Origin of the sequence: Planomicrobium sp. CPCC 101110, from assembly GCF_007859395.1 — a bacterium.
GTDB lineage: Bacteria > Bacillota > Bacilli > Bacillales_A > Planococcaceae > Planococcus.
In genome coordinates, this window is the sequence record NZ_VOHD01000003.1 from 364,056 (window position 1) to 382,121 (window position 18,066).

Annotated in this window: 15 protein-coding genes; 8 read left to right on the plus strand and 7 right to left on the minus strand. The window is 44.0% G+C overall.

The window, feature by feature from the left end; all coding sequences use genetic code 11:
• Positions 1-6: 6 nt before the first annotated feature.
• Positions 7-2,034 (minus strand): EAL domain-containing protein, encoded by a 2,028-nt coding sequence (locus FQV30_RS01965; protein WP_146498465.1) that lies wholly within the window; start codon positions 2,032-2,034, stop codon positions 7-9.
• A gap of 970 nt (positions 2,035-3,004) precedes the next feature.
• Here FQV30_RS01965 and FQV30_RS01970 point away from each other — a divergent pair.
• From FQV30_RS01970 to FQV30_RS01980, 3 genes are all read left to right on the plus strand, one after another.
• Entirely contained in the window at positions 3,005-3,292 is a 288-nt protein-coding gene (locus FQV30_RS01970; protein ID WP_146497286.1) for a metal-sensitive transcriptional regulator, read from the plus strand.
• A 78-nt stretch (positions 3,293-3,370) separates the two neighbouring features.
• Positions 3,371-3,574: a copper chaperone CopZ gene (copZ, locus tag FQV30_RS01975; protein WP_146498466.1), complete on the plus strand. Its 204-nt coding sequence runs from the start codon at positions 3,371-3,373 to the stop codon at positions 3,572-3,574.
• A 72-nt stretch (positions 3,575-3,646) separates the two neighbouring features.
• Positions 3,647-6,064 (plus strand): heavy metal translocating P-type ATPase, encoded by a 2,418-nt coding sequence (locus FQV30_RS01980; protein WP_146498467.1) that lies wholly within the window; start codon positions 3,647-3,649, stop codon positions 6,062-6,064.
• Between the two features lie 103 nt (positions 6,065-6,167).
• Here the strand turns inward: FQV30_RS01980 and FQV30_RS01985 are convergent, their stop codons facing one another.
• From FQV30_RS01985 to FQV30_RS01995, 3 genes are all read right to left on the minus strand, one after another.
• Positions 6,168-7,265 carry an ABC transporter ATP-binding protein gene (locus FQV30_RS01985; RefSeq protein ID WP_146498468.1) on the minus strand — a complete coding sequence of 366 codons (1,098 nt, stop codon included), beginning with the start codon at positions 7,263-7,265 and terminating at the stop codon, positions 6,168-6,170.
• Positions 7,266-7,401: 136 nt separating this feature from the next.
• A complete protein-coding gene (locus tag FQV30_RS01990) occupies positions 7,402-8,292 on the minus strand; it encodes a PucR family transcriptional regulator (RefSeq protein ID WP_146498469.1) in 891 nt (296 codons plus the stop codon).
• Positions 8,293-8,427: 135 nt separating this feature from the next.
• Positions 8,428-9,453, minus strand: a complete 1,026-nt coding sequence (locus FQV30_RS01995; RefSeq protein WP_146498470.1) for a GNAT family N-acetyltransferase — start codon at positions 9,451-9,453, stop codon at positions 8,428-8,430.
• A 416-nt stretch (positions 9,454-9,869) separates the two neighbouring features.
• On the opposite strand from FQV30_RS01995, the gene FQV30_RS02000 reads away from it, so the two are divergent.
• Positions 9,870-10,868 (plus strand): GNAT family N-acetyltransferase, encoded by a 999-nt coding sequence (locus FQV30_RS02000; RefSeq protein WP_146498471.1) that lies wholly within the window; start codon positions 9,870-9,872, stop codon positions 10,866-10,868.
• Positions 10,869-10,964: 96 nt separating this feature from the next.
• Positions 10,965-11,696: a class I SAM-dependent methyltransferase gene (locus tag FQV30_RS02005; RefSeq protein WP_146498472.1), complete on the plus strand. Its 732-nt coding sequence runs from the start codon at positions 10,965-10,967 to the stop codon at positions 11,694-11,696.
• A 97-nt stretch (positions 11,697-11,793) separates the two neighbouring features.
• Here the strand turns inward: FQV30_RS02005 and FQV30_RS02010 are convergent, their stop codons facing one another.
• Positions 11,794-12,270, minus strand: coding sequence for a hypothetical protein (locus tag FQV30_RS02010; protein WP_186725495.1), 477 nt, complete (start codon positions 12,268-12,270; stop codon positions 11,794-11,796).
• Positions 12,271-12,527: 257 nt separating this feature from the next.
• Between FQV30_RS02010 and FQV30_RS02015 the strand changes: the two genes are divergently transcribed.
• The 3 genes from FQV30_RS02015 to FQV30_RS02025 all read left to right on the plus strand — a co-directional run bounded on the left by FQV30_RS02015 (position 12,528) and on the right by FQV30_RS02025 (position 16,205).
• The gene (locus FQV30_RS02015; RefSeq protein ID WP_146499539.1) at positions 12,528-13,586 is read left to right on the plus strand and encodes an LLM class flavin-dependent oxidoreductase; all 1,059 of its coding nucleotides are present in this window, start codon (positions 12,528-12,530) and stop codon (positions 13,584-13,586) included.
• 406 nt (positions 13,587-13,992) lie between these two features.
• Positions 13,993-15,363 carry a copper amine oxidase gene (locus FQV30_RS02020; protein ID WP_146498474.1) on the plus strand — a complete coding sequence of 457 codons (1,371 nt, stop codon included), beginning with the start codon at positions 13,993-13,995 and terminating at the stop codon, positions 15,361-15,363.
• 356 nt (positions 15,364-15,719) lie between these two features.
• A complete protein-coding gene (locus FQV30_RS02025) occupies positions 15,720-16,205 on the plus strand; it encodes a GNAT family N-acetyltransferase (protein ID WP_146498475.1) in 486 nt (161 codons plus the stop codon).
• A gap of 75 nt (positions 16,206-16,280) precedes the next feature.
• Here FQV30_RS02025 and FQV30_RS02030 read toward each other — a convergent pair whose 3' ends face one another.
• Positions 16,281-16,955: a hypothetical protein gene (locus tag FQV30_RS02030; protein ID WP_146498476.1), complete on the minus strand. Its 675-nt coding sequence runs from the start codon at positions 16,953-16,955 to the stop codon at positions 16,281-16,283.
• Between the two features lie 115 nt (positions 16,956-17,070).
• On the minus strand, positions 17,071-18,039 hold the full coding sequence (locus FQV30_RS02035; protein WP_146498477.1) for a sortase: 969 nt from the start codon (positions 18,037-18,039) through the stop codon (positions 17,071-17,073).
• Between the last annotated feature and the right edge of the window lie 27 nt (positions 18,040-18,066).

The window sequence follows — 18,066 nt, forward strand, 5'->3', positions numbered from 1 at the left end:
TTAGTCTTATCCTGTCTTAGAAGTTTTTTTGTTCTTTCCCGCTAAGTAAGTCTGAGCAAAATTTTCTGGAAGCAAAGGTTTTTCGTATAAGTATCCTTGATGAATAATGCAACCGCTAGTTTCTAAAAACGTAGCTTCGTTTTCCAACTCCACTCCTTCTGCCACTAACTCACAATTGATGCTTTTGACAAACTGGATAAGTGATGTGAGAACTGCTTCTGATTTTTGGTCAAAGCCGATTTTTGTAATGAACGATTTGTCTAATTTGATTTTATCGATTGGAAAATCCATCAAGTATGCCAACATTGAAAAACCGGTACCGAAATCATCCAGTGCTATGGATATTCCTTTAGACCTGCATGCCTCTAAGTTTTTAAGGGTTAATTCTGAGAACGTAAGCTCCATGCTTTCCGTGATCTCAATTTCAATCCATTCTGGTGAAATCCGGTATTCTTCCATAAGATGAAATAAATCTTCAAAAAATATTGTGCTGGTAAGAAGAGATGGCGTGACGTTAATAGCAGTTTTTGGAAACTTGCTGCACCGGCTTCTGTTTTCGTTAATAAAAGAAAAAACTTCCTTTAACAAATGGTTGGTCAAGTGTGAAATTGTTCCTGTTTCTTCAGCTATGCCGATGAATTCAATAGGAGAAATTGATCCGAGTTTGGGATGATGCCATCGAGCCAGTACTTCTATGCCGTTTAGATTTCCAGTCGAGCAATTGATTTGCGGCTGAACAACAAAATGAAAGCCCGATGATTTGAGATCTCCCTCTAAACTTTTTTCAATCATCAGTCGTCGAGCCATATCCGCTCCCATGCCAGAATGAAAAAGGGAATAGGAAGAGCCTCTTTGCTTTTTTGCTTCCCGCATTGCAGTCTCGGAAAATGCAATCAATTCCTCAACACTGTATGAATCTTGAGGATAAGAAGAGAGTCCGATGCTGGCGTTTACTGTAACTGAGTGAGCGTTCTTCAAAACAATGGGTTGAGCGAAAATCTCCCTTACTTTACTCGGAAAGTCTTCAAGTTTCTCATTTTCTTGATGCAAATGAAGAAGGATCAATTCATCACCGTTAAGCCGGCCTGCTATTTCACGAGGTCGAAGCAGTTGTTCTAAATTTTTTGCGATGCTTTTGATAACTTCATCACCTATTTTATGATTGTAGAGCGCATTAATATGTTTAAAATTATCTAAATTTATATAAAGAACGGAAAAAGGAATTTCTTCTTGCAGAATGTATTCCATTCTTTCTTCAAATTTTCTGCGGTTCGGCAAACCGGTTAAATAATCGGTGTAAGCGTATTCGGATTTTTCTCTTCTTTCTTCGGGATTTTCAAGGAGCTTCTGGTAATAAACGGCCAATCCTCCCCATTGCATGGGATTTACCCTTACAGTAAACCAAGAATCCAAAGGACTATAATACTCCTCAAATTGGAATGAAACCCGTTCTTGCATAGCACGATTATAGTTTGCGTAGAAAGCGGTTCCAACCAGCTGGGGGAACAGTGTCCAAATATTACGGCCGATCAAATCTTCTCTCCTTGTATGAAGTATGGACTCGGTCTTCGTATTCAAGTAGTAAAAATTCATCTCTTCATCAAGAAGATAGAAGGCATCTGACATATTTTCAATAACTAGCTTAGTGTTCATAGGCTCAACAGGTATATTGTTTAAGGATTGTTTATATAAAATTCCTCCAACTTCTCCATTTCCCAACGGAAACTGGCGATATTTTATGGAGAACTGCTCTTTCTCATTAGCGAACTGAAAGGATGAAAGTAGAACTTGCTCGACGCTGCTTCCTGCTAATATACTTTTTAAGCATTTCAAATCCTTAAATTTTTCGTTTTCTTCTAATCCTTTAAGGTAATTTTCTCCGGTCTTCCAAAAATTTTTGGATAATTGATGTTCTCTACAATAATTTCTCCAATTTTGATTGGTATGGATAATGGCTCCATCCGTATTTAGAAGAACAACAAAATCTTCTCGCGTTTCGATTAATTCCTGTATTTGTTGTCCTGCAGTACCCATACTCAGTCACCCCGGTTATCCAGATTATGTTTTAACCCCTGATGAATTTTTCATTTAACCCCGTATCAATTAACAGTAAATTTCTCTTGAATAAATATAAACTCAGTGTATCCATTATTAGCCCGATAAAATCTTTTAAGCCCGAAATGAGAATTAAAGAATTTTAGTAAAAAGACCTAGTTATGTGGTTGGATGGAATTAAAATTCATAGCACCTCATAAAAATAAAAAGTTATTGCTATTCATGAAAATAAGTAAATTTAACTTGATTAAAAGCTTTGAAATAAGAATTTTATTATTTTTTTATAGTAAGTGAACCTATGAAAATGGTTGGTAAATTAAGCATTAGATAAAATTGCTTATTTTTAACTTTTATTAAAATGAATTATATAATCTGACTTTATAACTTAGAATAGGCATATTTAACTAAATAATAAAATATAGTGATTATGACATTTCAAGTGCCATTTATATTACTAGTTTTTTGTTGCACATTTTTTTATAGAAGATCACCATAACAATTCCGCTATCTTTTTTATTTCCATTATTTTTATTAACTACTTTAATTTGAAAGGCAATTATACTGAGGAGATATTGAATACATGAGGATTTTGAAGCCGTTTTGCCATTGCGTGTTTTTGCGGAATAGGTGGATTTGATGCTTGGGACAGTAAAGGGAGCAGAAGAAACAGGAACTCGAACCATGAGAGGATAGCCGTGTTTCCCAAAAGAATGGCTGAGAATCATATTTAAAATTCTAGAGGGATATTCAGCTGGAAAATTGGAAGAAGTTTTAGGATCCTTCCTTACAGAAGGATATATGTTAAAAATAAACCATATCAAAAAAGTGCATTGGCTATTTTATAACTCTTTAAGTAAAATGGGTTTTTCCTGAAACAATTACTTTGACAAAAAGGAAAGAACCTATTAGTATACGGGTATAGGGTATATTGAATCGGGAGGTTCAGCAAATGGAAAAAACGATGAAATCCACAGTACAGCCTAACAAGCAGCAGCTTTTGAACCGGTTGAAGCGTATTGAAGGACAAGTCCGCGGCGTGCATCAAATGGTGGAAAACGACCGCTACTGCGTGGACATCTTGCACCAAGTCAGTGCTATCCAGTCGGCAATGAACAAAGTATCGCTGGCTCTATTGGAAGACCACACCCATCATTGTGTTGCAAAAGCCATCAAGGAAAACAAAGGTGAAGAAGCGATCAGTGAACTGATGGATGTCATGAAAACCATGACAAAATAAAAGCGGGAACAAAAAAGTTGTGATACCCACAGAGGGTATGATAAATTTAAGGAAAATATAAATTAGGAGGCAAAACCGATGAATGAAACATTAAAAGTGCAAGGCATGTCTTGCGGCCATTGTGTAAATGCGGTTGAATCGAGCGTAGGTGGACTTCAAGGCGTCTCTTCTGTGAAAGTGGATCTTGAAAAAGGCGAAGTAGCAGTTGAATATGACACCAGCAAAACGTCACTGGATAAGATTCAAGAAACAATTGAAGACCAAGGATACGATGTCGTATAAGAGTGCTTTTCAGCACTCTCTATTTTTAAACAAAATATACCCCCTAATGGTATACGGGAGGAGGGAAACATTATGGCTGCGGAGTTGAAAGAAGCAAGTTTTCAAATCACAGGAATGACATGTGCAGCATGCGCGGCACGAATTGAAAAAGGAATAAACAAAATGGAAGGCGTAGAGCAGGCAAATGTCAACTTGGCGCTTGAAAAGTCATCTATCCATTACGATCCTTCAAAACTCAGCGAAGCGGATTTTGAAAAGAAAATCGAAGCGCTTGGCTACGGTGTTGTAAAACAAAAAGCTGAATTGGATATTACTGGAATGACATGTGCGGCATGTGCAACACGCATCGAAAAAGGCCTAAGCAGACTGGAAGGTGTTGCAGCTGCAAACGTCAATTTGGCGCTTGAAAAAGCGACCATCGAGTTCAACCCGTCCGAACTTGCCGTTGCGGACATTATTGCAAAAGTGGAAAAGCTAGGCTACGGTGCGCACCAAAAGCGAGACGACCAAGAACAGGTGGACCACCGGGAAAAGGCCATTCAAGAACAAAAACGGAAGTTTATCATCTCGGCGCTTCTGTCGTTGCCATTGTTGTGGACAATGCTTGGCCACTTTTCGTTCACTTCGTTTTTGTATGTGCCGGAAATTTTGATGAACCCTTGGATCCAGATGCTGCTGGCGACTCCGGTCCAGTTCTATATCGGGAAACAGTTTTACGTCGGGGCTTATAAGGCGCTTCGAAACGGCAGTGCAAATATGGATGTGCTGGTGGTCCTTGGCACGTCGGCTGCTTATTTCTACAGTGTCTACCAAGCGGTTGTGACTTCCGGCACGCATCACAGCGCACAGCTGTATTTTGAAACGAGTGCGGTGCTGATCACCCTCATTATTCTTGGGAAATTGTTTGAAGCAAAAGCGAAAGGCCGTTCATCCGAAGCGATAAAAAAGTTAATGGGCCTTCAGGCCAAAACGGCAGTCGTTTTGCGCAGTGGAATTGAAAAAGAAGTGGCTTTGGAAGAAGTTGTGATTGGTGACACCTTGTTGGTCAAACCGGGAGAGAAAATTCCGGTTGATGGGGAAGTGCTTGAAGGAACGACAGCGGTTGATGAATCGATGTTGACGGGGGAAAGTTTGCCGGTGGACAAAGCCGCAGGTGACGTTCTGTACGGCTCAACGATCAACAGCAACGGCTTTATCCATATGAAGGCCACTAAAGTGGGACGTGATACGGCACTGGCCCACATCATTAAAGTGGTGGAGGATGCACAGGGGACAAAAGCGCCGATTCAGCGGCTGGCGGATAAGATTTCAGGGATTTTTGTCCCGATCGTTGTAGGCATCGCCATTCTCACTTTCCTGATTTGGTATATCTGGGTGGATCCGGGCAACTTTACTCCGGCACTTGAAGTGCTGATTGCGGTACTTGTTATCGCTTGTCCGTGTGCACTTGGCCTTGCGACCCCGACTTCCATCATGGCAGGTTCAGGCCGCTCAGCGGAAATGGGCATTTTGTTCAAAGGCGGCGAGCATTTGGAACAGACCCAAAGCATTGACACGGTAGTCATTGATAAAACCGGGACAGTGACGCACGGAAAACCTGAACTGACAGATATTTTGCCAGCAGATGGCCAGGATGAAGAGAAGTTGTTGTCGCTTATGGGCGCGGCGGAAAAGCAATCCGAGCATCCGTTGGCCCAAGCCATCGTGCAAGGCATACAGGAAAAAGGCATCGAACTAGGCAAGGTGCAGTTTTTTGAAGCGATTCCAGGTTACGGCGTTCAGGCAACGGTATCCGGGCAAGGGGTTGTCATCGGCACACGCAAGCTTATGCAGCAATACGGAATCGATATTGCACCGGTTTTGCCGGCGATGGAAGCGTTGGAGAGCGAGGGCAAAACAGCGATGCTTGCAGCCATCAACGGCCAGTATGCGGGAATGGTGGCTGTAGCGGACACTGTAAAGGATACCTCGCGGGAAGCAGTACGCCGCCTGCAGGAGATGAACATCCGGGTCATCATGATGACAGGAGATAACGAGCGGACCGCCCAAGCAATCGGCAAAGAAGTAGGCGTTGATGCGGTGATTGCGGAAGTGCTTCCGGAAGGCAAAGCGGAAGAAGTGAAAAAGTTGCAGCAGCAAGGCAAAAAAGTAGCGATGGTCGGCGACGGGATCAATGATGCGCCGGCCCTTGCCACAGCGGATGTCGGCATGGCGATCGGTACAGGTACCGATGTGGCTATGGAAGCGGCAGATATCACCTTGATCCGGGGCGACCTTAACAGCATCGCCGAAGCGATTCTCATGAGCCGCAAAACGATGCGCAACATCAAGCAAAACCTGTTCTGGGCATTTGCCTATAATACACTTGGAATTCCCATTGCGGCAGTCGGATTGCTGGCGCCTTGGCTTGCCGGTGCGGCAATGGCATTCAGTTCTGTATCCGTCGTCTTGAACGCATTGCGGCTGCAGCGGGTGAGATTGGAAAAGTGAACCAATATAGAAGCAGGGGGCAAGGACTATGCTGTTCACTGGTGAAACGCCCATAAAAAAGAAAAACCGCCGATCGGGTTTGTCCGGTCGGCGGTTTTCCTTCTTACTTGATGCGAAGTTCTGTTGATTTGTCGAAGAAATGGGCTTTGCTCATATCGAATGCCAAGTCAAGGGACTGGCCAGTTTCTACGTTGAAACGTGAATCGACGCGCGCCACAAAATCTTGTCCTGCCACTTGTGAATACAGGATGATTTCTGCACCCATCAATTCCGCCACTTCGATTTTTGCGCGGAATTTTGTTTCCGGTGATACATCAAGGAAGACGGGCTCATCATGGATATCCTCTGGACGTACGCCAAGCACCACTTCTTTTCCTTCGAAGCCCTGATCGCGCAATGTTTGTACACGGCCTTGCGGTACAAGAATTTTTTGATCACCCATCACAAAATAATTGCCTTCTAGCTTTCCGAAGAAGAAGTTCATCGCCGGTGAACCGATAAAGCTGGCCACGAACATGTTATCAGGCAAATCATATACTTCTTTAGGCGTTCCGACTTGCTGTATAAAGCCCGCTTTCATAACAACGAGGCGTGTCGCCATTGTCATAGCTTCTGTTTGGTCGTGGGTGACGTAAACAGTCGTTGTCTGCAGACGCTGGTGAAGCTTTTGGATTTCAGCGCGCATTTGAACACGCAATTTCGCATCCAAGTTGGAAAGCGGCTCATCCATCAAGAACACTTCAGCATCGCGGACGATGGCGCGGCCAAGTGCCACACGCTGGCGCTGACCGCCGGATAAGGCTTTCGGCTTGCGGTACAGGTACTCCTCAAGGTTCAGGATACGTGCCGCGTTGTCGACGCGCTTTTTGATTTCATCTTTTTTCATCTTGCGCAATTTCAATGAAAATGCCATATTGTCATAAACGTTCATGTGCGGATATAGAGCATAGTTCTGGAACACCATCGCGATGTCGCGGTCTTTTGGCGAGACATCGTTTACGCGTTTTTCGCCAATGTACAAATCGCCGTCTGTAATGTCTTCAAGGCCGGCAATCATGCGGAGCGTTGTCGATTTTCCGCAGCCGGATGGGCCGACGAGTACGAGAAATTCCTTATCGCGGATCTCCAAGTTGAAGTCTTGCACGGATACTACACCTTTGTCATATTCTTTGCGGATATTCACTAAATTCAATCCAGCCATTCTATTCCCCTCCAATTGTGTAAGTGCTTTCATTAACTTCTTACAGCATACAATTTTCCGATAATTTGCGTAATGGTAAACGTGCACAAAAAAGCGCCGGGTTCTTGGTGCATATTTACGGAAATAGGGAAAAGGCTTATTTTTTGGCGAGCATGGCCAGATAAACCGGCATGGCCTGATGGAACTGGCGCACATCAATGCCTGTTTTTTCGAAAAACCGGTCGAGCCGGTATTGCAGGCTGTTGCGGTGCAGATGAAGCTCTTTTGCGGTCTCTGATATGTTCAGGTTGCTTTGCACGAATGTTTCCAGCATCTTCAGTGTGTCTTCATCGTCGATAAATTCCTGCAGCACATTTTTGCCAAGTGCCTGGCGGAGTGCCGGGTCGGCCTGGTCAATCAATAGATAGGGCACTGCATCAATATATGTGATAACGGTCTTGTCCGAATAAGCGAAAACTTTTTTTGCATCGCGTATGACGGAATGATAATACGCCCGGATAGAATCAAAGCCTTTCTGGTAGGGACCGACAAAAAAAGTGATTTTCACGTATAAGTCGCTCATTAAAATGTCAATCATCTGTTCATAGGATGGATAATCTTCACTCAGGCTCCCTTCTTCGATGATGATGCCTTCAGATTCATTTTCCCAAAGGATCGGCACCGGTTTCTCAAACAACTCCTGAAGGGCTTCATGAAAAAAAACAGGGGTGATCTGGTTTTTGTTCATCGAAAAGTAGATGAAGCGGTAAGGGGTGAGCACGGGAAAAGCAGAATCGGCTGGCCCTTCAGCCTGGTCGATCGCTTTCTTCCAACGCTGTTCATCCTCTGTCATCGGGGGGAATTTTATATCATATGGCACGAGAAAAGCGGCAAGCAAGGCTTGGTCTTTATCGGCCAGTTCTGCTTTTTGGATGCCGATAATTGCATTGGCTGCAGTCTTATACCATTTATAGCTTGTGTCCAGATTGCCGTTCTCATTCGTATGGACAAGGAGGGAAGGATAGATTTTACGCAATTGTTCGATCATCAAATCACTTCTTTCTGGATTTGTGCTGCTAATAATCTATTTTCCCATAATGGAAACCGCTGCGTCCATCGTTATTGGCGCAAAAAGAAAAAAACGGAATGCCAGAACAGCAATCCGTTTTTCTAACGCCAATTTTCAAGTGGTCTGCTGTACTGAACCGACCAAATTTTCCTTGCAGGAGCTGGACCGGTAAGCGGGGAAAAATTCTTCGTCCGGAGCGGCGCCGGCTATCTCGCAAAGCTCCGAATAAACTGCTTCGTTCCACACTTTTCGGCCAATGTGGAACTCGAATTCAGTGTTCTGGCCAAATTTCTTCTTAAAGAGGTACAGCGAATCATCAGGCTCATTGGTGGTTCCGCCGCCTGCATGGACAAGGTCCGCACCGTTTTTCTTGCCCCATTCGGCAATGGCAGCGGTCATGGCATAGACCGGGGACAAATGATGAAACTCAGCAAGTGTGCCCGACAAGTGGGTATGAATCAAGTTATTATAGAGAAAATGCAGTTCCGCACCGATGACCTGTTCTTCGTATATTGCTTCGACAAGTACGATGTTTTCACCGAAATAATTGAGGCATTGTGAAAAATAGCTGTCACCAAAATAATAATATGAATCGGCGCCAACCCGTTCCATATTGAGATGATAGAGTTCTTTGAACTTATCCAGGTTTTTCGGATTCTTTGTCACCCGGCACTCGACACCATCCCGGATTGCCTTCCGGATGCTTTTCCGGGTGGATTTGGAAAATTCCGATTGGACTGGATCGTCATAATCCTTGAGGTTAGTGCCGACGGTATTGCGCATGAATTTCACTTCATAGCGGCTTTTGAAATCCTCTGCGTTTTTGAGGATCGGATGAAAGCGAATGAATTCAGCGACAATCCGATTTTCCTTGCAATATTGCTGAAAGGCTTTATGGAACTCCTCGACAAGCTGGTCTTTGTTCCCGCTTTCACAATTGAGAATAAGGGGGCCGCCATAGCCATACGGGGTGACGATATCATGATAAGTTTCTGTACGGACTGCCAGTGGAATCTCACGTTTGATGAAAAGATGCCTGACAGTACCGAGAGGATGGTGGAAGTCGAACACTTCACATTTGCCATTTTCAAGCTCTTCATAGAGTTTGCCATATTCTTTTTCAAAAAAAATATCCATCATTATCAAAAACCTCATTTCTTGGGAAGTCTCATTGTTCATTTGGCCATAGGAACCGGCAACAGATATCTTGTCTCCAGCAGATTGGTATGAAATGTAGGAGATGGCCGATGGCACTCCAAAGATGGCGAGTACAAATACCTAATAACCGGTGATGTTTTGTTTCTTTTTATTCACAAAAGCATGAAACATTAACTACCAAGTTACCAGTAAAGCAAAAGAGTGTCAATATAGTTTTTTGAATTTTTGGATTAATCGAAATTCATTGGGCTGAATCTGCCTTTTGAAAAGGCCCGGAAGAAACGATTCATACGGAAATCAGTAAATTTAACCTCCTTTTAACAATCTGCCATTATCATGAACCTAAAATGTTGTTCAACTTAGAAATCTGACTGAAGCAGCCAAGGAGGAAAAATGAAATGACAGTAAGTTCAAAGACAGCGGTACCGGACATTTTTTTTACGAAGGAATGGGGGAAAGCGTACGAAAGGCATGATCTCGGGGAAATGCGCATTTTCGAGTTGAAAAATGAAACAGGACATATTTATTATCCATTCATTATGAGACCGATTCCGGCCGTGGTTGGCTCGGTAGTATACTACGATACGATTACTTCTTTCGGGTTGAGCGGTCCTCTGATTCTTGAATGTCTGCCTGGAAAAAAGCGGGAGTTGACAGACGCGTTTGACAGAGAATTTCAGTCCTATTGCGAGGAAAACCATATCATTTCCGAATATGTCCGGTTCAGTTCCTGGCTTAATAACGCAGAGGATTTTAGGAACATATATGATATTAATAACCGGGGCATCGTCATGTATGTCGACTTGACGGTTGAAGATTATTTTATGCAGGAATTCAAATCCTGCACACGCCAGCAAATCAGGAGAGCATGGAAGAATAATGTGGAAATCGAATACGATTATACAGGAGCCACTATTCAGGAATTCCATCGCCTTTATATGATCATGGCGCAGAAAAATAACATCCCAAAACATTATATGTTCACCGAAGAGCTGCTTGCGGAGTCATTCAATCAATTAGAGGGAAAACAATTCATCATTTACGCCAAGTACCAAGGGCAGTACATTTCAGGTGCAATTTTTATGCATCATGGAGAGTATCTTCACTATCATTTAGCGGCGAATGATCCGGAGTTTTTCAATGTCGCTGGCAACAGTTTGATATTGCATGAAGGCTGCCGCTGGGGAGTGGAGCATGGCAAAAAGGAATTGTTCCTCGGAGGCGCATCGACGGAGCCTTTGTACCGCTTTAAGCGCGGCTTCACAAAAACTGAGCCGCTTCCAATTATTACTGGAAAAAAAGTAAGGAATCCAGAAATCTATGCCTCACTGACAAAGTGGAATTTAATAATGAACAAAGATGCCGATACAGGGTATTTTCCTGCTTATAGAGGATAAGTTCAGGGCGTCTCAGTAAGAGGCGCTTTTTTTCTGCCCCTGGCCATCATTTGTCTTGCGCCAGGAAAGAAAAACAATAAGAGGTGAAGATGCAAAATGAAGCTGTACAACGAATTGGCAGAGTGGTGGCCATGGATGTCGCCGCATACAGAGTATGAGGAGGAAGCTTCTTTATACCTGGAGATTATCCGGCGCTATCATCCGAATGTGAAAACGGCTGTTGAATTCGGGGCAGGAGGAGGCAGCAACGCCTACTATTTGAAGCGCCATTTTGACATGGTGCTGTCCGATTTGTCCAAGGAAATGCTGCAGGTCAGCCGACAGCTGAACCCGGATTGTGAACATATCCAAGGAGATATGCGCAGCATCCAAGCGGGTTCAACTTTCGATTTGGTGTTCATCCATGACGCCATTACTTATTTCACGGATACGGAAGATTTGCTTGCGGTCATGAAAAACGCGAAAAAACACTTGAAGGAAAATGGCATTTTGTTTATCATGACCGATCAGTTCCAGGAAACATTCCGGCCTGGAACGAGCCATGGGGGCATTGACAAGGACGGGCGGGGCTTCCGGTATTTGGAATGGACCGATGACAGCGATCCAAACGACTTTGTGACCGAAACTGAATACCTCTATATAATGAAAAATGAAAAAGGCGAGATTTTCAGGGAGTCTGATAGTTCCCATTCCGGTTTGTTTCCCATGGATACTTGGGAAAAGCTGCTCGCTTCAGCGGGTTTTAGGGCGACGTTCGAACGCATCCATTATACGGCAGAACCTGGTATCTACTACGGAATTGTCGCCGAACAAATTCCGGCGGGTTAAGGAATTGCTTGGTTGTGAATTGAGAAAGGCAGCCCATATAAGGGCTGCCTTTCTTGATTCATAGGTGAAATTTTGATGTTCAACAGATGGTCTTCTTTTAAACGACTTGCAATGCTTCTTTGGCGGGCGTCCAATCTGGCAGCTTTACAGGAGAGCCGAGTGCTGCAATTTCCCATTCGTATAACCCATCGAAAACCCCCACTTCAATCACTGGCACATTGAATGTCTGGCAATATTCCTCAAACCGGTGACTGCCAGAAGGGGTTCTGAGCTGTTCACTGACGGTATAAATAGGAAGATCCGTTTTCTTGCAAAGCGCCAAAGCGTGCCATGTATTGATATCGTCAAAAGTATTAAAGACTCCGTCAATTTGTTCTTTTTTGGCTATTTGAACAAGCGCCTCTATATTGGACACGCTGCTGTCATAAGATTTGTCGGCGAATTTTTTGGCCTGCGCTTCTACCATATTGTCCGTCAAAATAGTATATAACCCCATTGTTTTTGCAGTCTCCACTACTTCGATCATGTAAGAAGCTCCACTGAGAATCAAGACTTTTTTCTTATTCATCATCATATTAAAACCCCCGATTTCAAAAATGGATGGTGCAGGGATATATTGTAAGCTAAATTATTATCCTAATTCATCGAAAAATAAGTATTTATTATTAAAATAACAGCCTTTTTTACTAAAGTCAACTAATTGTCAGAAATTTAAAATAATAAAAAGAAAGGTTGTGAAGTAAAAAATTTCCTCAGTTTTGTTTGCTTCAAATACAGATTCCAAAAGCCTATAATAAAACATGAAACCGAGCCAATGGAAGGATGGAAAACATGAAAAATTACCGGATCGATCCAAGGCGTGGCCTGGAGTTTGGTCTATACACGCTGGGAGACCATATTCCAGATCCAAAAACTGGGGAGCGCATTTCCGCCGGAGAGCGTATTCATGAAATAATTGAATTGGCAAGATTGGCTGAACAGGCAGGCATTGATTTTTTCAGTGTCGGGGAAAGCCACCAGGAATATTTTGCGACGCAGGCGCATACAGTGGTGCTTGCCGCAATTGCCCAAGCAACAGAAAAAATCAAGATTTCCAGTTCTTCCACTATCATCAGCACCTCGGATCCGGTCCGCGTGTATGAGGATTTCGCGACAATTGATTTGATTTCAAAGGGCCGGGCAGAAATCATTGCTGGACGTGCGTCACGCATTGGATTGTTCGAGCTTCTGGGCTATGATATTCGGTATTATGAAGAACTGTACGAGGAAAAATTCGATTTGCTGCGGAAAATCAACGAAGAGCGAGTGGTCAACTGGAGCGGCAGGTTCCGTGCGTCGCTGAAAGACGCAGAAGTTCTGCCGCGTCCGCAATCAGGATCGCTGCCGATTTGGCGGGCAGTAGGCGGACATCCGGCAAGCGCCATCAAAGCCGGTCAAGCAGGTGTTCCAATGATGCTTGCGACACTCGGCGGTCCAGCGGAAAGCTTCAAGCATTCCATCGATGCGTTCCGGGAAGCAGCTAAAGAAAGTGGTTTTGATCCGGCAGATCTGCCGGTTGCGACCGCCGGCTTTTTCCATGTTGCGGAAACCACGCAGCAAGCGTTCGATGAAATTCATCCACATGTGGATAAAGGCATGATGAAAACAAATGGCCGTGGTTATCCACAATGGCAGTTCATGCACGGAGCAAACCCGCATGATGTCATGAATATCGGCAGTCCGCAGCAAGTTATCGAAAAGATTCTTTATCAGCATGAATTGTTTGGGCATCAACGCTATATTGCGCAAATGGATTTCGGCGGAGTACCGTTTGACCGGCTGATGCGGAACATCGATATGATCGGGTCGGAAATTTTGCCGGCCCTCAAGAAATATACGAAAAAACAATAGTATGCAGGCTTTCCTTATGGAAGGCCTGTTTTTCTTCAAGGGCAATGTTTCTTCTATATATACATACCGATAATTTGCAAAACAATAATCAGATAAATAAAAGAAATGCAGAATGGAATTTTCGCTTCAAAACTTTTATTTAGTAATTGGACAAGTGGAATAAGCAAGATCAAAGGGAGAGTCGAATGAAGATTTTATCGATTGATTTAAAAAGAATATTTTAATGCTTTTACATAAGCACGTAAAGAAAACATCGCATTTGATCTTGGCCAGCTGGTGAATGGCATTTTTAAATATTAAACTTTAATGGTTTGAAACTTTTTTTTAAAAAAAGTGATCCAAACATCTTCTGTCTCCGTTTAGTTAGCAGAACAAAAAAACAAAACAGAAAAAGGAGATGTTTAGAATGAAAATGAACAAATTATTGGTCGCATTGCCATTGACACTTTCCTTGTTAGTCCCGACTGCTGCATTGGCGGATAGCCACGGGGACCATTCACAAAAAGAATCGCACCAATCATCGATGGAAGCCGGAACGGCAACACCGGCAGCTGAATTGCGGATCGCACTCGACACGGTACTTACAGAGCATGCTTTCCTGGCTGTGGAAGCGATGAGAAAAGGCGTTGACGGAGCCGAAGATTTTGAACAGGCATCAAACGCCCTTCTGGCGAATGCCGATGATTTGAAAGCGGCTGTCGCGTCAGTCTACGGAGAAGAAGGAGCTGCCCAGTTTGATGAAATCTGGAAGTCGCATATCGGCTACTTTGTCGATTACGTAACAGCGACAGCTGAAGACAACCAAGAAGGAAAAGACAAAGCGCTTGCAGAGCTTGAAGAATACAAGAAAACCCAATCCGAGTTCTTTGATGCTGCTACAGAAGGGCGCTTGCCGGCCGCAGCAGTTGAAGAAGGTTTGGATATGCACGTTGACCAATTGATCCAAGCGTTTGACGCTTACGTTGAAGGCGACTTTGAAACTGCTTATTCGCTTGAACGGGAATCAATCCACCACATGAGCATGTTCGCAGAAACGTTATCGATTGCAATCACAGACCAGTTTGCCGACAAGTTCGAGAACACAAATCCAGATACACCGGCAATCGACCTTCGAGCGCAGTTGAATGCCACATTCACTGAGCATGCCGGACTTGCGGCAATGGCGATGCAAGACGGAGCTGACGGAGCTGAAAGCTTCGATGCTGCATCTGGTGCATTGCTTGCAAACGCTGACGACTTGTCCGCTGCTGTCGCTTCAGTATACGGCGAAGAAGCCGGCGCCCAGTTTGAAGAGATCTGGAAATCGCATATCGGCTACTTTGTGGATTATGTAGTGGCGACAGGCGAAGAAAACGCTGAAGGCCAGGAACAGGCGAAAGCTGAGCTTGATGAATACATCGTTGAACAAGCGGCTCTATTGGACGCTGCAACTGAAGGCCGTGTCCCTGCCGACGCACTTGAAGAAGGATTGACTGCACACGTTGACCAGTTGCTGAAAGCATTTGACTCTTACGTAGCAGGCGATTATGAAACTGCTTACAGCTCGATTCGTGAAGCTTACGCTCACATGACAATGCCGGCAGCCGGTTTGTCGGAAGCGATTGTCGATCAGTTCCCGGAAAAATTCAGTGCAGCCCAAATGCCTTCTGAAATGCCGAAAACTGGAATGGGCGGAACAGCCGATTCGTCTGCAGCGCCATTCATGTGGATCCTTGGCGGCTTGATGCTAGCTGGGTTAACTACAACTGTAGCTTTGCGTACACGCAGACAATCATAAAATCATACAAAATATCAGGAAGCTGGCCTCTTATGGGCCAGCTTCTTTCAGGCTATCGGGAATTTTCCGTTAGCCTTTTTTGTTTCGTTCCTGGCGCTTGCTTTCGTCAAGCTGTTCCTGCAAGACGTGCCTTAAGTGAAGAGTGTTCGGACAAGTATTTGTTCTCAGCAGATTGGTTTTGAAAAATTATTTTTATAAGAGATGAATTATATTTGGGCTCATTGTGTTCAGATCCATTTTCTCTAAGGCTTTCACCAAATTTAAAGGTTATGTTAAACCATTCTTTTAATACCTGCATGAGTGATAGTATGATTAAGGCTATAAGTTAATCCATATAGGGAAGGGGAGGAAGTGGGATGATTTCTTTAAGGAATGTTCAATCCGCGGATCTAGAGCAGCTAATGGCAATTGAAAGTGAAGGGTTCCCAAGAGAAGAGGCCGCCACGATAGAAGCATTTGCAGAGAGGATCAAGTTGATGCCTGACACCTTTATTGTGGCAGAAAAGGATGGGGAGATCCTTGGTTATATTAATGGACCTATTATCAATCAGCCCTATATTACCGATGATCTTTTCGGGAAAATCAACGAAAATCCTAAAAGAGGAGGCTATCAGAGTGTTTTAGGAATAGCAGTTTCCAAAAAGGCCAGAAATCAAGGGATAGCAAAAACATTGGTTGTAAAAATGGAAAAGCTTGCAGAAGAGAACGAAAGAGAAGGAATTACGTTAACGTGCAAAAAGGACTTGGTTTCTTTTTACGAAAATTTGGGCTTTGCAAACCATGGCCTTTCCGATTCAAAACATGGCGGAGTGAGCTGGTATAACATGGCCAAATCAAAATAGGCATGAATGGCTTCTTTCTTGAATGATAGGATACTCAAGGGTACGAATCTTATATTGAATAAAAGGCCAATTCATTCAGAACTCGCTGTAGGAAGCAGAAGAAGAGAGGAGTACTCCCGATCTGCCGGTTCTTTTGGAAAGGCTGGGGGCTTTACTTAACTTGCCATAGCCTTCATTCCACAGCAGGCTATAAAAGCCGGCACTATTAAGAAGAAAGGCTTCAGGGGATAGATTCTCGAAGCGGTAGTGCTCAGATGGACTAGTGGCTTCGCAGTTAAAGAGGTCGCTTATGTCCTGTTCAATGGATATGCCGCCTGCTTTGAAGTTGAAGCTTGCGTAAAGTTCAATGAGGAGACGCTCGAAGCCCTCAAGATTTTCCGTTTTAATGCCACGTTGGTTATGCGCTGGATCATCAAACTGACTTCCATAAAACCAAAAGTTGGCCAATAAGGCGTTTGTAGACAATTGCTCAACTTGCAATATGGCTTTGCGCAGGCCAGCAACATCAACTTTTATCCTCAAGAGCAATGAATGAATGCGAGGAGATTTCGGATTTTCTTCGTCACTAGGATAGCCTTCAACGAACGCAGCGATTAGCTCGTCGATATCCTCATCTGCGAAACTGATGGCAGTAGAAAGGGCGGACAATTCTCTGATCAAAGAACGGGCCGCTTCTTTTTTGCCGGCTTCCAGCTCCAATAGAAAACTCACCTCAAGAAACGGGCCGCCTTGCAGCCAAATCTTGTCCATAAATCCACCTCCCAAATACCGCTGATTCCTCCAATTATACATGGAAAGAACCATAAAGAAAACCGGATCTGCAGGCTGTTTAGGCGCTGCAATCCGGTTATTCTGAATGCCAGGGTTATTGTTTTGCTTGGGCTTTCTTTGATTCGTTCAAATCGACGTCCACAGAGGTGACAAAATAGCGTTTGTCAGGAGAAGTTTGCAGCTCCACTTTTTTTCGGTCGAACAGTGAAACCGTGTCGATTTTCTTTATTTCACCCGTCTTTTTGTCTTCTTCGTAAATACGGTAGCCGATGATAGCATCATTGCGTACTGCATGCCAAGAAATATTGAACGAGGTGGCTTTGACGTTTGTCGGCGGTTCTGGCTCTTTTTCCTTTGTAGCAGAATCGGAGACCAATTCCGCGGATACGACAAGCCGTTCTTCATGTGAACCGATTTTCCGGTTGAAATCGCCTGTGCACGTGATCAAGTTGATCATGCGTTTGCCCGAGCTGCCGAATATTTCTTCAATCGGTGCTTCGTCTGTCTCATAGCTCACCATTTCAGTTACTTTGAAAACCATTTCGCGTCCATCACGATCCCTTAAAATGACCGTCTCACCGATTTTCATTTTCTTTAAATCATAGAAAACCGCAGGACCTGTCAAGCTGTCGACATGGCCGGCAAGAACGGCATGGCCTTTTGCACCGACTTTGAAGCCGGGTTCGAACCAGCCCACTTCGTCTACATCTTCAGGCACACCCATTTCACCATTTTCCAATATGCCGGTTGCCTCTATTTCCGCTTTGGCTTTAATGGAGGGAATCTCGATCCGGGCCGGCTCCATGCCTTTTATGCTTTCTTGGCGCTGCCGCTGTAAAGCATCCAATTTTTTCCGCTGGGCAGGGAGGACCGGGAATTCGGCAATTTTATCAATAGATTCATCTTTTTCTTTGGCAACTGTCTCGATTTTTGTTTGAACGGGCGCACTGTTTTTTTCAGGTGTCGGCTCTTCAAATGCTGGACTATCCGCCAGCGGGTTCATGGCAAAAAACAGCGCTGCGCATAGAACCAATGCAGTTGCCATTGTGAATATTTGCTTCATGCTCAACCCTCCCTCTCAACAGGAATA

Bases quoted from the DNA above. Each gene is read 5' to 3' on its own strand.
- FQV30_RS01965 (WP_146498465.1), bottom strand. From the start codon at position 2,034: ATGGGTACTGCAGGACAACAAATACAGGAATTAATCGAAACGCGAGAA.
- FQV30_RS01970 (WP_146497286.1), top strand. From the start codon at position 3,005: ATGGAAAAAACGATGAAATCCACAGTACAGCCTAACAAGCAGCAGCTT.
- copZ (WP_146498466.1), top strand. From the start codon at position 3,371: ATGAATGAAACATTAAAAGTGCAAGGCATGTCTTGCGGCCATTGTGTA.
- FQV30_RS01980 (WP_146498467.1), top strand. From the start codon at position 3,647: ATGGCTGCGGAGTTGAAAGAAGCAAGTTTTCAAATCACAGGAATGACA.
- FQV30_RS01985 (WP_146498468.1), bottom strand. From the start codon at position 7,265: ATGGCTGGATTGAATTTAGTGAATATCCGCAAAGAATATGACAAAGGT.
- FQV30_RS01990 (WP_146498469.1), bottom strand. From the start codon at position 8,292: ATGATCGAACAATTGCGTAAAATCTATCCTTCCCTCCTTGTCCATACG.
- FQV30_RS01995 (WP_146498470.1), bottom strand. From the start codon at position 9,453: ATGATGGATATTTTTTTTGAAAAAGAATATGGCAAACTCTATGAAGAG.
- FQV30_RS02000 (WP_146498471.1), top strand. From the start codon at position 9,870: ATGACAGTAAGTTCAAAGACAGCGGTACCGGACATTTTTTTTACGAAG.
- FQV30_RS02005 (WP_146498472.1), top strand. From the start codon at position 10,965: ATGAAGCTGTACAACGAATTGGCAGAGTGGTGGCCATGGATGTCGCCG.
- FQV30_RS02010 (WP_186725495.1), bottom strand. From the start codon at position 12,270: ATGATGATGAATAAGAAAAAAGTCTTGATTCTCAGTGGAGCTTCTTAC.
- FQV30_RS02015 (WP_146499539.1), top strand. From the start codon at position 12,528: ATGAAAAATTACCGGATCGATCCAAGGCGTGGCCTGGAGTTTGGTCTA.
- FQV30_RS02020 (WP_146498474.1), top strand. From the start codon at position 13,993: ATGAAAATGAACAAATTATTGGTCGCATTGCCATTGACACTTTCCTTG.
- FQV30_RS02025 (WP_146498475.1), top strand. From the start codon at position 15,720: ATGATTTCTTTAAGGAATGTTCAATCCGCGGATCTAGAGCAGCTAATG.
- FQV30_RS02030 (WP_146498476.1), bottom strand. From the start codon at position 16,955: ATGGACAAGATTTGGCTGCAAGGCGGCCCGTTTCTTGAGGTGAGTTTT.
- FQV30_RS02035 (WP_146498477.1), bottom strand. From the start codon at position 18,039: ATGAAGCAAATATTCACAATGGCAACTGCATTGGTTCTATGCGCAGCG.